The organism is Enterobacter sp. BIGb0383 (assembly GCF_003751845.1).
In the GTDB taxonomy this organism is placed as follows: Bacteria; Pseudomonadota; Gammaproteobacteria; order Enterobacterales; family Enterobacteriaceae; genus BIGb0383.
This window is the reverse complement of sequence record NZ_RJKQ01000002.1, coordinates 586,686-601,653: the sequence shown is the minus strand read 5'-3', so window position 1 is coordinate 601,653 and position 14,968 is coordinate 586,686. Positions and strand designations below refer to the sequence as shown.

Annotated in this window: 9 protein-coding genes; 4 read left to right on the top strand and 5 right to left on the bottom strand. The window is 56.0% G+C overall.

What is annotated here, in order from left to right:
- Positions 1-2: 2 nt before the first annotated feature.
- The 5 genes from EDF81_RS24245 to EDF81_RS11255 form a co-directional block, all read right to left on the bottom strand.
- Entirely contained in the window at positions 3-3,125 is a 3,123-nt protein-coding gene (locus EDF81_RS24245; RefSeq protein WP_184999516.1) for a calcium-binding protein, read from the bottom strand.
- A 188-nt stretch (positions 3,126-3,313) separates the two neighbouring features.
- Positions 3,314-3,688 (bottom strand): hypothetical protein, encoded by a 375-nt coding sequence (locus EDF81_RS11270; protein WP_123348219.1) that lies wholly within the window; start codon positions 3,686-3,688, stop codon positions 3,314-3,316.
- Positions 3,689-4,034: 346 nt separating this feature from the next.
- Positions 4,035-4,643, bottom strand: coding sequence for an alpha/beta hydrolase (locus EDF81_RS11265; RefSeq protein ID WP_123348218.1), 609 nt, complete (start codon positions 4,641-4,643; stop codon positions 4,035-4,037).
- Positions 4,636-5,619, bottom strand: coding sequence for a glutathione S-transferase family protein (locus tag EDF81_RS11260; RefSeq protein WP_184999532.1), 984 nt, complete (start codon positions 5,617-5,619; stop codon positions 4,636-4,638). Before EDF81_RS11260 ends, EDF81_RS11265 begins: the two co-directional genes overlap by 8 nt.
- 97 nt (positions 5,620-5,716) lie before the next feature.
- Positions 5,717-6,628, bottom strand: a complete 912-nt coding sequence (locus EDF81_RS11255; protein ID WP_123348216.1) for a LysR family transcriptional regulator — start codon at positions 6,626-6,628, stop codon at positions 5,717-5,719.
- 324 nt (positions 6,629-6,952) lie between these two features.
- Between EDF81_RS11255 and EDF81_RS11250 the strand changes: the two genes are divergently transcribed.
- From EDF81_RS11250 to EDF81_RS11235, 4 genes are all read left to right on the top strand, one after another.
- Positions 6,953-7,822 carry a TonB family protein gene (locus tag EDF81_RS11250; protein WP_123348215.1) on the top strand — a complete coding sequence of 290 codons (870 nt, stop codon included), beginning with the start codon at positions 6,953-6,955 and terminating at the stop codon, positions 7,820-7,822.
- Positions 7,823-7,843: 21 nt separating this feature from the next.
- Entirely contained in the window at positions 7,844-10,414 is a 2,571-nt protein-coding gene (locus EDF81_RS11245) for a TonB-dependent siderophore receptor (RefSeq protein WP_123348214.1), read from the top strand.
- A 94-nt stretch (positions 10,415-10,508) separates the two neighbouring features.
- Positions 10,509-13,286 (top strand): M16 family metallopeptidase, encoded by a 2,778-nt coding sequence (locus tag EDF81_RS11240; protein WP_123348213.1) that lies wholly within the window; start codon positions 10,509-10,511, stop codon positions 13,284-13,286.
- Positions 13,283-14,953 carry an ABC transporter ATP-binding protein/permease gene (locus EDF81_RS11235; protein ID WP_123348212.1) on the top strand — a complete coding sequence of 557 codons (1,671 nt, stop codon included), beginning with the start codon at positions 13,283-13,285 and terminating at the stop codon, positions 14,951-14,953. Before EDF81_RS11240 ends, EDF81_RS11235 begins: the two co-directional genes overlap by 4 nt.
- The last annotated feature ends 15 nt before the right edge of the window (positions 14,954-14,968 follow it).

Here is a 14,968-nt window from a genome sequence, read left to right as displayed (position 1 = left end):
TGTCAGTAACCGGCGATGGATCTCAGGCTTTCCGGGCTGTTGTAAGCCGTTGCCAGCGGCGTCACGACCTCGGACACGCCGCTGTCATCTCCGTCGCCATCGGCCAGAAAGAGGCTGATATCCTGTTTGAGCAGGGCGAAAGAGATCGCGTTATCGGCGGCTTCCGTGACCGGCAGGGCAATACCGTGTTCCGTGTAGTTGAGGATATCTTCGGGCAACCAGAGCGTGCCATCCGCGAACTCGATGCGCTCTATTCTGTTGCTCTCATAGTCGAAGAAGTTATTCACCGTAACGCGGTCGGTACCGTCGGCTATCGACAGGATCAGATGATTGCTCCGTGATGTGCTGAACGTTCGCGACAGGCGTACCTGCTCCGGCAGGATCCCTTCGCCGAAGCGCAGGATATCCACCTCCTCGGTATAGAGGCGGTTATCGGTAATGACATCCTGGCCGTCACCGGCGTTAAACAGGTAGGTATCGCTGCCGTAGCCGCCCTGGAGGATATCGTTGCCGGTTCCACCCACCAGCAGGTCCTTACCCCATCCTCCCGTCAGCACGTCGTTTCCGGCCCCGCCTGCCAGCAAGTCGTTACCGGAACCGCCATCCAGCGTGTCGTTACCCTCGTCGCCGTAAAGCATGTCATTGCCGTCGAGTCCCTTCAACGTGTCATCGCCGCCCGCAGCGTGGATTTCGCTTCCTTCCTTGCAGGCCCACAGCGTATCGGCTTCTTCTGTCGTGGTCAGCACCCTCGCTTTTATGGATGCGAGGTCCCAGACGGTGCCGTCGGCAAACTCGATCCGCTCTATTTCATAGCCGACGTTGTCGAAGAAGTTATTTATCGTGATGCGATCGGTGCCATCGGCTATCGACAGGATCAGATGGTTTTTCTGCCCTGCGCTGAACGTCCGCGACAGGTGTACCTGCTCCGGCAGGATCCCCTCGCCGAAGCGCAGAATATCCACTTCCTCGGTATAGAGGCGGTTATCGGTGAGGGTGTCCTGGCCGTCTCCGGCGTTAAACAGATAAATATCGCTCCCGTAGCCGCCATTGAGGATATCGTTGCCGGTTCCGCCTGCCAGCATGTCTTTACCCCATCCTCCTGTCAGCACGTCATCTCCGGCCCCACCGTCCAGCAGGTCATTGCCCGAGCCGCCATTCAGAGTGTCGTCACCCTCATCGCCGTAGAGGCGGTCATTGCCATCGACACCCGTTAGCCTGTCGTTGCCGCCCGCAGCGTGGATTTCGCTTCCTTCGTTATAGGCCCAGAGCGTATCGGCCTCCTCTGTGACGGTCAGCAACATGGCTTTTAGGATCGCCGGGTTCCAGACGGTACCGTCGGCAAACTCTATTCGCTCTATCTCGTAGCTGACGCTGTCGAAGAAGTTATTTATCGTGACGCAGTCGCTGCCGTCCGCTATCGACAGGATCAGGTGGTTGCTCCAGCCGGTGCTGGTGGTTCGGGACAGGCGTACCTGCTCCGGCAGGATCCCCTCCCCGAAGCGCAGGACGTCCACTTCATCGAAGTAGAAACGGTTGTCAAAGAGAGTGTCCTGGCCATCTCCGACGTTAAAAATATAGGTATCGCTGCCGCTGCCTCCTTTCAGAATATCGTTGCCAGACCCGCCGACAATAAAGTCATTTGCGGCATTCCCGGTCAGTACATCATCCGCCTCGCTGCCCGTAAAGATCCGGTTTGAAGGGATCCCCAGCCGATCCCTGATCGCGTTGAAAGAAGGCTGATACTCAAACCAGGCATACAATGTACTGCTCAGCTGGAGAAACTGAATCATGTTGCTGCCCTTCAGGGCCGAAAGATGGGCTTCGAAGGCGGCAACATTCAGGGACACGGCGGCGGAATCCGCATCAATTTCCACACGAATCAGATCAAACGCGTCACGGTACAGCGTCTGTGCCAGCAGTCTGGCTTCGGTAAAGGCCGCAAAGCGCTGGTATTCATTCTGGAGCGTTTTGGCCGCATTCTGAAGCGGGTCCGTTGTGTCGTTGGTTTCATTCCGATAGCCGCTGCCGGTAGCGATTTCCAGCACCGCCAGCTGGCGGGCATCGATATACGCGCCCCGGCTGTTACTGGCTATCTCGCTCACCCCGGCCCAGGCATACATAATCTCCTGAATCAGTCCCGTATTTTTGGCGGCCTGCGGATCGGCGACAAACTGCATCACCAGAGCCTTTAGCGGCTCACTATTTTTCATGGCGATATGAAGATCGGCCAGATTGCCGAAGCCCTGCACCCAGGGCAGGGCGCGGATCGCCTCTGTCAGGCTGGCATCTCCGTTATAGCGGCTGGAACGGGTATCGGTGGCAAACCAGACATCGGCAGACTGGCCTGTAGATCCATCCGTTCGGGTGAAGATACCGATTTGCTTATGCGCATTTCCCTGGCCGTCCACGCGGGATGAGTTCTGGTAGCCGGTGCCAATGGACGCCACGTCAGCCTGCTCCATCGTCAGCAGCTCCCCGTCGTCAACCCGGCCATTGCTGTTGCGATCCTGCCAAACCTGAAGCTGCTGCCAGAGCGGATCGTTTCCGTCCAGCACGCCGTCCTGGTTACTGTCCAGCGCCTGCAGGGCCTGATACCCGTTAGCCGCCAGCTCGCCGTTTTCAAGCCAGGTGCTGTCACCGAACAGTTCGCTGCCGCTATCGATAATCCCGTTGTCGTCGCGATCCAGCACCAGCAGCCCGTCATCGGGCGCGACCCATCCGGACCGCTCCGCAAACCGGTTACCGTCGTGATCAAAGAAAATCCCGGCATCAAGGGAGAGGGTCTCCACGCCGTCATTATCGAGGTCAAGAATTACCGGGCTGAATATTTTCTGCGCCGGGTTCTTGCTCGGCCCGGATGCGTCACCCCCGAGCCCGGGTAACAGGCTGTCCGGCGGCAGCAGCCATTCGCCGCTATGGGGATCGACGATGCCGTATTTACGTGCGCCCTCAAGCACGGCGTTAGCCATGTTCTGGGCATCTTCTGATGCCAGGAAAGAAGCGATCCCCAGAATGGTTGCGAGAGCTGCACCGTACGGATGACGACCAGCAAACAAAGCTGTAATATCGCTGCTTGCGTCGAGCCAGTCACTGGCGGTATCTGTGCCGTTGCGATATTTAACCATCAGATTGGCCAGGGAAGTGACGGAACCAAATTTTCCACTTATAATGCTCAAAGACTGAGAAAGTGGTTTCATCATTTCTGTTTGAGATATTTTCCCAAGTGCAACCTGTATTGCATTCATAATGCTATTCGCAGTATCAATAAAATCAATTCTGTCTGAATCTATGTTTTCAGATGATGTTTTTTCACTCATAAATAACCTCCGTGTATAATATCCCAGATGGATTTTATGTTATGGCAAATCATACCCAACATTACCGGGATGGCCCTTCCGATACAAAACCAATAATCTATGTCCAGTGCTTCTTTAGGAATGTCTTTTCGTCCGTGTATGTACTTAAGACGTAGGGGTAATGTATCCGCTACCGTATAAATAATGGATAGGATAAGTGCAGTCACAAATAGTGAAATAGACAGCGCAGCAATACCAGCATGTTTGTCGATATGCTTGTGCAGAAGATATCCTGCCCCTTCAGCCAGAAAACAACTGATTAGAACAAATATCAACTTTTCCCTTTTCTTGAGAAGGACCTTAGTATCAATCCCGTCATATTTCAATCTCATATCCTCCGTGCTAATGATATCGACGGTAAGAGCAAGACTTCAGGGGAATGCTAAGCTATTCCGTTATGTTTTTCGATAATGATACTATCTATTCATGGTGAAAATGTATTTTTGGGAGGTTGGTGTGCAGGTATATTATTCATGCGGGTTCCCCGGTGTTAAAAACCACTCATCCTTATGTAGGATTAGATATATAGCCCGGCGCGATTGACTGTCAATGGTTTCCGCCTGTGATGGCGTATTTTCAGAAAAACATTAAGATGATTGCTGCGAATATTCAGCCAGAGAAACGCATAATAACCAGCGAAATAGATAATGCCGAAGGTTTCCCTCCGGCATTATATGCTCAGCTCAGAAATTTTCGCTGAATAAAGTCCTGTGCCAGGCGCAGGCCCTGGGGGGAGATTGTATGCGGTACGCCCTCTTCAAAGTGCGTGGTGACCGGCACGCCCAGCGCTTCCAGTCGTGCGGCGGCGCTTTCGCCTTCATGCCAGGGGATCACCGGATCGGCTTTACCGTGGATAATCAGCGCCTCTGCCCCGACAACCCGGTTAAACGGTTCGGGAGAGGAGAGGCGGGCTGAAAACGCGATGACGCCACACAGCGGAAGACGGTCGCTGACCAGTACGTCAAGGGCCATAATCCCGCCCTGGGAAAAACCGGCCAGAATCAGCTTGTCCTGGGTTGGGTCAACATCGTAGCGGCTGAAGATCGTCTGCAGATGGGCATCGAACGCGGCTCGCGCCTGTACAATTCTCTCCGCCCGGTTGGCTTCGGTGACCCCGTTAACGCTAAACCACTGAAAACCCGCGCCGCCCATATCGAAGCGCTGCGTGCCGTCCGGCGTCACGAAGGTGACGTCGGGCAGGCTTTGCTGCCACCAGGTCACCAGGTTGCCGAAGTCGCTGCCACTGCTGCCAACGCCGTGCAGCAGTATGACCAGTTTTTTAGCCATGGTGTTGTTCCTCAGGCCAGTAAGCGCCAAGGTCCGGACCCGTGGGGACGATCCCGTTCGGGTTCAGCGCCTTGATGGAGTAGTAGCCCTGTTTAATATGATCGATATTGACCGTTTCGCGGATGCCCGGTATCGCCAGGATCCGTCGGGTATAGCCCAGCAGCCGGGCATAAGCCTGAAGCGGGCGCAGGTTGCATTTAAAGATGCCGTGATAGGCCGCATCGAAGCGGATCAGGGTGACAAACAGGCGGATATCCGCTTCGGTAAATTCACTTCCGGTCAGGAAAGGACGGCCGTCGGCAAGGCGGTTTTCCAGACTATCGAGCATGGCGAAGACGCCGTCACAGGCTTCCTGATAGCTCTCCTGGGTGGTGGCAAAACCGGCGCGATAGACGCCATTATTCAGTCGGGGATAGATCTCCGCATTCAACTGGTCGATCTCTTCCCGCAGCGCCGCCGGGTAGAGATCGATACGTGAATCGGCCAGCGTGCCAAAACCGCTATTAAGCATTCTGACGATATCGGCGGATTCATTGTTGACGATGGTGTGCGTCTTTTTATCCCAGAGTACCGGTACGGTCGCCCGACCGGTAAAGCCGCTGTCAGCCTGAGTGTAGAGCTGGTGGAGCCACTCTTTATGATTCACCGTATCCCGGGTTGCGCCGGGATAGTCGCCGAAATGCCAGCCTTCATCCAGCAGCCAGGGTTCGACCACCGACAGGCTAATGACCGATTCCAGCCCCTTGAGCTTGCGGGCGATCAGCGTCCGGGATGCCCAGGGGCAAATCAGCGCCACGTAGAGATGATAACGGTCCGGCTCAGCGATAAAACCGCCGCTGCCGGTGATGCCTGGCGCACCGTCCGGGGTGACCCAGTGGCGGAAGCTGGAGGTCTGGCGCACAAAGCCGCCTTTCTCATCGGTGGCCTGAACCGGGTGCCATTCGGCGGTCCATTTTCCGTTTACCAGCATGGTGATCTCCTCTCAATTCAGTGAATAAGAAGGACTATAAACTCTTTCCATATGGATGATTATCTGGCCGTACGGCGCAACTTTATTTCCAAAATGGAATAAATCAAAGGCCGCTATCCCAATCCGGTTGACCGGCGAAAGCTGCAATCAGAAAGTCGATCAGCAGCCGGGAACGGGCGGCCAGATATTTAGCCGGAGAGTAGACAGCAAACAGCCCAAGGGGCGCGGCTTCACAGGTCTGGAGCAGGGGGCGGACAAGCCCCTCCTGTACGGCGCGGCTGGCGACAAAGGTTGGCAGCCGGGTAATGCCGAGGTCGGCGCAGGCAGCCTGCAGACAGACCTCGGCGTTGGAAAAGCGCATTTTGGCCCGGACGGTCTGGGTATGCGTGTGGCCGTGGGCATCGCGGTATCGCCACTGACCCGGCTCGCGGAAATTAGTGTCAATAATACAGTCGTGCTGCGCCAGCTGGCTCCAGTGTTCGGGGACGCCACGGGCAGCAAGATAGCCTTCGGAAGCCAGGGTTATCACGCGGATATCGCACAGCTTGCGGGCAATCAGATTACTGTCTTCAAGATGCCCTATCCGCAGGGCGAGATCGAAGCCCTCATCGACGACGCTGACCAGACGATCGTTGAAGCTGACGTCCAGTTCGATATCGGCGTAGCGACGGGCAAACTCCACCAGATGGCCGGTAAGCTGCCGTGTCCCGAAGGTGACCGGCGCGGAGATTCTCAGTACCCCGGCGGGCGAACCGGCAATATTGCGCACCGAATCGTTGAGGGCATCGTAGTCTGCAATCAGCGGGCGGACCCGCTGATAGTAGGCGTTGCCAACATCCGTCGGCGTCAGGGAGCGGGTGCTGCGGCGGAAAAGCTGCACGCCCAGCGCCTGCTCAAGACGGGAGATCAGTTTCGATGCCTGACCGTGGCTGGTGCCCAGCCGCTGGGCGGCGGCGGTAAAGCTGCCGCTTTCCATCACGGCGATAAACATGCGATCGCAATCCAGTCTTTGCATAGGGTGTCCGGCGTTGTTACAGGGGCGGTTGTACGGTTTATCTTACGGATACCCCGACGTAAAACCAGTCGTCAGGAATCAACCGGCTGTTTATTCGTGGTTTTTCTAACTAATAAGGCTAATGATAATTGGATTGCAAATCAGAATCATTATCGATAAGATCCGTTCCCTCTACAGGGATAGCGGATTTATCCTAATAACAAAAAAACACAACCCACTGTAATAAAACAACTAATACAGGTGAACCGTCCGTTGTTAATGGTTCCGGCATGGAGTGTCGGATAGCGCGAACGGGTCATTACGTGGGGCAGGGCGAAAACTTTCATGATCCCGCAATATGCTGCTGATGGCGTTAATGTGCCGTCCAATGACCGTAATGATGGAAACCCGCTGTGGCGTAAAAGCGCTGCGGGCGTTCTCTCTTTGCTGGTACACGGTGCGCTGCTGGCGGCATTTATCGGCTATACCAGCAGCAGAAGTTTGTCTCCGGTCGACACGGCCGGTCGGGCAGGCAGCGCCATGTCGGTGGTCGCGATGGCCCCTCCCGTTGCGGAAAATGTGGCGGCACCGCCACCGACTACCGTGCCGGTGATGCTGGAGCCGCCGGTTAAAACCGTCGTGGCCGAGAACGCCGAGATTGTGGTCGCGCAAAAGCCCGTTGCCCCGGAAAAACCGATCGTCAAAAAATCCCCGCTTCGCCAGAGTAAACCTGTTGAAAAACCACGCCCGGTTGTGGAAAAAGCGAAGCCGAGTGCGCCTGCAGTTGTGAGCGCTCCCAGCGAAGCGGCACGCCCTGCAGGTCCCGTTGCAACAGAGGCTACCACCTCATCGTCTGGCGTCAGTCAGCCCTCTTCCGGGAGCGCGCAGCAGCCAGGCGAAAGCGCGTCAGGCAATGCGGCAAAAGGGGCGGGCAATAACACCAGCACTCAGTTCCGCATTCTGCACCGTCGGGTGAACTATCCCACCCGCGCCCGCTCGCTGGGCGTCGAAGGGCAGGTCCGCGTGAAGTATGACGTCACCGCCTCCGGCACCGTCACCAATATTCAAATCCTGGCGGAAAACCCGCCGGACGTATTTAGCAGCGATCTCCGTCGGGATATTGCCCGCTGGCGCTATGACACCACTGGCGAACTTAAAAACCAGGTTGTCACCGTTATTTTCAAACTTGATGGACGTATTCAGGTCATTAACTGATTTTATCTCTGGGAATTTTTCATGAAACAGGTCGGGTGTATTGTTATTCCGCTCAGCATTATTGCTGCGCCAGTTATGGCTGAAAGCCAGGCTGAAATTAATCAAACAAGTAACGTGGAACAAGTCTCTCCGGCACAGGAAGAAAATGCTGTCGATGATACTATTGTTGTACGCTCTGCCCCGACCAGCCAGTCGATGGGGACGCAGATAATTAATGCGGATCAAATCAAAAAAACGCCGATGGGGAACGGAAACATTACGGAATTACTCAAAAGTAATCCGAATGTGCGTTTTTCTAACGATACTAACTCCAGCATTAACCCCGGCGAAATTGCCCCGGAGAATGTCTCCTTCCACGGTGAGAAATTCTATAACAACAACTTTATGATCGACGGGCTGTCGAACAATAACAACGTTAATCCGGGTGCGAATAACGGTGACTTAACGTTGCCGCCAGATGGTTTTTCCCCGACAGATCTGCCCGCAGGCGGCACCCAGTCGTTCTGGATAAATACGGAACTGCTCGACAGAGTTGAAGTTTTCGACAGCAACGTTTCTGCAAAGTACGGTAACTTTACCGGCGGTGTGGTCGATGCCCGACTGATCGACCCGTCTCTGGATCGCGTCAGCGGAAAAGTTTCCTGGCGCACCTCCCGCGATAACTGGACTAAATATCATCTTAATGACGAGGATGAGTCGGATTTTTACGCGGCCACCAAATTTTATAACCAGCCGCAATTTACCAAGAATTTTTATACCTTAACGGTCAACCAGCCGATTAATGATCAGAGCGGCATTATCTTCGCCTATAACCGGCAGGAGTCGGTGATCCCGCAATACCAGTCCGTCATGGGTGAATGGGATAACCAGAAACGCCTGGGTGAGACGTACTTACTAAAAGGCATCTGGTTTGCGGATAACGGCGATATTTTCCGCATGACCGGGATGTACTCTCCGCACAAATCGACCTACAACAAAGATAACGTTAAAAACGGCGGCTTCTCCAATACCGGCGGTGGCTACCGCGGGAATATCGAATGGGAACATTATGCGCCCTGGGGGAAGGTTACCAGCCTGGTTGGCTATCAGTTTGATCAGAATAAAATCGAGCAGGAGTCTGACACTTATCAGACCTGGTATCGTTACAATACTGCAAGCAACTTTGTCTCTGACACCATAACCTGGGGCAGTTCAGCGGCCAGTGCCAAAGTGCAATACGGTCATCTCGGGGGTTACGGTACCTATAGCACCGACAAATCCACGACCCGGTTTAAGCAGGACTACGAGTTTACGCCCTTCGCCGGGCTTGGCGTGGGCCATCAGGTTGATGCCGGGTGGGAGCTTGGTCTCTACGAGACCCGCTATCGCCGCTTCCGCGATGTTGCCAGCAATAACGGTGTGGCCACCATTGATAAAAATGTCGTTTGCCAGGCCGGTGATGACTTCTGTATTGACGGTGAGCAATATTTCAAACGTCGCACGCTCTACCCGCAGCGTACCGAGCAGGGCAGCTATACCGACTATGCCGTCTATCTGCAGGACAGCATGACTTACAAACGTCTGGAAGTGACCCCGGGCGTGCGCGTGCAGTATGACGATTTTATGCAGAACCTAACCGCTGCGCCGCGCTTTGCCGCATCACTGGATGTCTTTGGCGATAAGAGCACGCGTCTGTTCGGCGGAGCTAACCGTTACTATGGTCAGAGTATCCTGGCCTATAAGTTACGCACGGGGATCAGCGCAAAAATCGCCCAGACGCGCACCAATGCGAATTCGCCATGGGTGGGCGATACCGTCGGTTATAACTCTTTCGATTACGATATCTCCGATCTGAAAACGCCTTACAGTGATGAGCTGTCGCTGGGCCTCTCCCAACGCATACTCAACTCTGTCTGGACGGTTAAGTGGGTAAATCGCCAGGGGCGGGACCAGTTTGGTCGTGACAGAACCGTCGATGAAAACGGGCAGAAACGTTACATCATGACCAACAGTGCGAAGACCGCCGGTGATACCTGGTCCCTGACGGCAGAGCCAGTCAGCCCCCATCACTGGAGCATGATGGATCTTAACTGGAAGCTGGAAGCCTCCTGGATTAAGAACAAATCCAGCTCCCAGGCTTATTACGATGAAAGCAACTCTGATAACGAGATGGCGATTATCGACGGCAAGCTGATCGAAAAAGGGGACATGGAAGCAATGAACTTTAACGTACCCTGGATTGCCAGTGCGAAAATCTATACTTACTTCCCGGCACTCAATCTCAACTGGACGCACAGTCTTGGTTATAACTCCGGCATTACGGGATATACCAGCAGGTCGATCTCCTGCCCTGTGGCAAACAGCGCCTGTGGTAGCTATAGCGGCACAGCCTATCTGTATGAGAAGACAAAGTTTGACGACTACTTCACCTACGACTGGCGGTTTGGCTGGAAGCAGCCGACCTTTAAAGATCAGTCTGTTGAACTGACGCTGGATGTGCTTAACGTGCTGGACAATGTGATTGAAGCCAAACAGACCGGCACAGCCGGCAGCACTAAAGTGACCTACAAAACCGGACGTCAGTTCTGGTTCGGCGTCGCCTATAACTGGTAACCCCCTGTGACCGTTCGCCACATCGTGGCGGGCGGTTTTTTTTGCCGACGGGCGCAGGCCGGTCGGCCGCTTTGAGCAAATCGTAAGGATAATCATGATACGTAAGGGTATTCACAGCCTCTGCGTGGCGCTGTGTCTCTCCGCCTTCAGCCCGGCGGTACAGAGCGAGGAAACGCGTTCCCCTCTGCCGGTTTTGACCGAAGGCACCCTGGCTAACGGCCTGGGCTATACGCTGGTTCCCGTTCACTCCGATAAAGGGCGTATTGATATTCGTCTTGGCGTGGATGCCGGATCCCTGGATGAAACCGACGCCCAGTCCGGCGTGGCCCATATGGTTGAGCATATGGTGTTTCGCGCCAGCGAGGCCTGGCCTGAAGGCGTGGCGGAAGCGCTGGCTAAGCAAGGCTGGAAGCGTGGGCTGCACTATAACGCGGTCACCAACTATGAACGCACCCAGTACATGATGAGCCCGCCGAACGGCACCAAAGGGCTGGATACCTCTCTGAACGCGCTGGCGCAGATGGTGGCCCATGCCCGCCTCACCCAGACCGACCTCGACGATGAGCGTAAAATCATTCTCGAAGAGTGGCGCGGCAAACTGGGTGTCGCTACCCGGATGAACGCCCAGCGTATCGCTGCGCTGCGCGACGGCTCCCGCTATCCGCAGCGGGTGACCATCGGCAGTGAAGACGCAATTAATACTATGCCAGCGACGCAGCTGCAGGCGTTTTATCAGCGCTGGTATCACCCGAACAATATGCGGTTGATGATCATTGGCGATATTAAGCCCGCCGACGTTCAGGAGCTGATCGTTCGTCATTTCGGTGCTCTGCCGTCGGTTGCCTTACCGGAACGCACGCTGGCCTGGTATAACCAAAAGCTGGAATCCCAGCTGCGCGTTGTGCGCCTGCAGGATAGCGAAAGCGGCGGTAGTCAGGTTTCCTGGGTTAACCGTATTGACGATCCTAAGGCCTCCGATGACGGAGAATACCGCCATCGCCTGATTAACCAGATTACCCTCTCCGCCCTGACTCGCCAGCTGAAACGCCAGCGCGATCTGCTGCCGACTTCCGTAGGCAATGTGGTGGTGCGGAAATCCGATATTGGCCGTACCACCGTGGCCTTTGGACTCTTTGCCGATACGCTGCCAGGTGAGCATAGCAAGGCGCTGGACACCCTGATCCGCGAGCGTGAAAGGCTGATCCGTTTCGGGGTGAGCGAAAAAGATGTCGAGAACGTTAAGGCTGATATTCGTGAAACGGCCCTGAAAATGAAAGCGGCACCGGAGAAACGTGCGTTTGCCGACTGGGTACAGATGCTGGCTATCGCCTGGCAAAACCGTAACGCCTATGTCCCAACCCAGACCCGTGCCGTCAGGGCGCTGGCAGAGCTGGATGGCATTACCGCTGCGGATATCAATACCCGTCTGCGCAGCTGGCTACAGGCACCGGACCAGCTGGTGCAGTTCAGCATTCCGGGTAAAACCGAGGCCAGCCTGCCGGATGCCGCAGCCATTGAGCAGCGCGTTCAGACGATTGCTGCGGAAAAACTGCAGCCGACGCCTGCGGAGAAGACCACCGCTCTGGCACCGCTGCCGGTGCGCGATACCGCCGGGAAGCGCGTTGCGGTAACCCGTTTTGCGAAAGAAAAAGTGGAAGAGTGGACGCTCAGCAACGGCGATCGCGTGGTCTGGCTGCGCACGCCGCTGGCGAAGAACACCGTTCGCGTTAACGCGCACAGTCAGGCGGGTTATCTGAGCCAGGGTCTGGTGGCCTGGCAGGCCCAGCTGGCTTCACAGCTGGTCGACCAGAGTGGTCCTGCGGGCTGGAGCAGCGCAGATATGCAGCGCTGGAAGGCGGATAACGCTCTGTCGTTAAGCGTTACTCAGGAAGCCTGGTCCCTTGAGGTTAGCGGTCAGTCTCCCGTTGATAAAATTGACGCGCTTTTCCACCGCTATCAGCTGCTGCATACGGATGCCAATATTGATGCCGACAGCATGAAAGACAGCATTATGTCGCTGGCCCGTCGCCAGGTGATGCAGCAGGGATCCCTGTCGGCAGAACGGTCAAAAAGCACCGTCGCGCTACGCTACGGGAAGCCCGCGTTTACCGAGCCGACGGAAGCCGAACTGCTAAGTCTGACCGTCAAGGATCTGCTGGCCCAGTGGCAGACCACGCGTCGGGCGCCGGTGACCTGGTTTATCCTCGCCGATATGCCGGCGGATAAACTGAAAAAATCCGTTGAGCACTATCTGGCTGGCATCGTGCGCGATAAGCCGCTGAATGCCGCGCCGTGGCTGCCGCTGCCGGGACAGCGTGAGCAGCAGGAAGCCCTGAATATCGAGCCAAAAGCCGATGTTCGCCTGTGGAGCTTTAGTGAAACGCCGTGGAGCCCGGAGAAGGCGGTCCAGGTGAGTATTGCCCGCAACCTGGCGAATCAGCAGTTGAAAACCGCCCTGCGCGATGATGCTCGCGGCGTCTATAACCTGCTGTTTAACAGCGAGCTGAATGATAAAGACAACCGTATTGAGAGCGAGCTGCGTTTTACCACCTCATCCGAACGCGCCCAGGAACTGGCGGTACGTGCAGAGCAGGCTCTGAAGGATGCGCCGGGCCAGATCACCGCACAAATGGTGGATAACGAACGCCAGGCTTTCCGGCGTACCGAGCAGACGCGTGCGCAGGATATCACGACCGTGCAGCGCCGTTTAATCCTCAGCTATCGCCACTTTAATAGCCCGGAATATCTGAGCCGCCTGAACACCCTTGACCAGGCCATTACCCTGGAAGGCGTGCGCGCAATGGCTGAGCGTCTTTACAACCCGGATAACCGGGTGCTGTACACCGTCTTACCGCAAGAGACCCAACCATGAGAATGAAACTGGCCATTGTGTGGCAGTTAAGCCGCGCCTTCTGGAGCGGCAAGCAGAGCTGGAACGCCTGGCTGCTGCTGGCGGTTATCGTCGGGCTGGGCGGAACTATCGTCTATCTCAACGTGTTGATTAATGAATGGAGTAAATCCTTTTATGATGCGCTGGGTGCGTTTAACGGCGCGATGATCTACAGCCTGGTGAAAGAGTACTGCGTCTTTATTCTGATCTATATCGGCGTATTCGTGTATCAGGCCTGGTTCACTAAGCTACTGATCATTCGCTGGCGCGAGTCGCTGACTGCCGATCTGGTGGATAGCTGGCTGGCGAAGCAGGCTTTCTATCGGATGGCGCTCTCTGGCCGGGTGGATAACCCGGACCAGCGTATCGCCGAAGACATTAACTTTTTTGTCGATAAAACGGTGAGCCTGTCGGTATCGTTTCTGATCACCAGCGCCCAGCTCTTCTCCTTTGTCTGGATCCTCTGGAAGCTCTCCGGAGTGCAGACCTTTAACCTGTTCGGTCATGATGTGGTGATCAAAGGCTACCTGGTCTGGGTGGCGGTGGCTTACACCCTGATCGGCAGCCTGGTGACCCACTGGATCGGTAAGCGCCTGCACGGCCTGAACTACCAGAAACAGCGTGCGGAGGCGGATTTCCGTGCGGCGCTGCTGCGCAAGCACGATAACGCTGAGCAGATCGCACTCTACCAGGGCGAGCGCTGGGAGAAACAGCATCTTCACCAGACCTTTATGGGCATCGTGAAGAACTGGCGTTCCCTGATGGATCGCGAACGTAATCTGGGCTTCTTCACCACCGGCTATAACCGCGTCAGCCTGATCGTGCCGGTTTTTGCCGCGCTACCGGCGTTTATGGCGAAAACCATCACCCTCGGCGGGCTGATGCAGGTGCGTTCCGCATTTGGTCAGGTGCACGGGGCGCTGAGCTGGTTTATCCGCGTCTATACGGCGCTGGTGGAACTCTCTGCCAGTATTGAGCGTCTGGAGCAGTTCCGTCAGGCGATTGCCGAAAGCCAGAATCCGGAAGACACCACGCCGGTGGGCGAGAGCCTGCAGGTTGAGTCGCTGTCGCTCTCCACGCCGCAGGGCACGGCGCTGCTGAAAGGGATGGATTTCAGTTTCCCGGCGGGAAGCTGGAGCAAAATCTCCGGGCGCAGCGGGATGGGGAAATCAACCCTGCTGCGCACGCTGACCGGCGTCTGGCCGTGGTTCGAAGGACGCTGGCAGCGACAGCAGGGGAAAAGCCTGCTGCTGCCGCAGCGTAGCTATCTCGGGCAGGGCACCCTGCGGGAAGTCCTTTGCTATCCTGAGCAGCCGTCCGACGACAGCGAAGGCCTGGCGGTTCTGCTGGCCGACACCGGGCTGGGTGAATGGGCACCGTCTCTGGATAAGCAGCTTAACTGGGAGCAGGTGCTCTCCGGCGGGCAAAAACAGCGGCTGGCCTTTGCCCGTGCGCTGCTGCTAAAGCCGGATACCCTCTGGCTGGATGAGGCCACCAGCAGCCTGGATGCCCAGTCGGCGCAGGAGATGCTGACGCTTATCAAAGCGCGTCTGCCGGACTGTACGGTGATTGCGGTTTCGCATCAGAGCGAGATCGACCACCATTTCAGCCAGCATATTGATCTCAACCCCTATACCATGGCGCGCTAACACTTAGGGTGGATT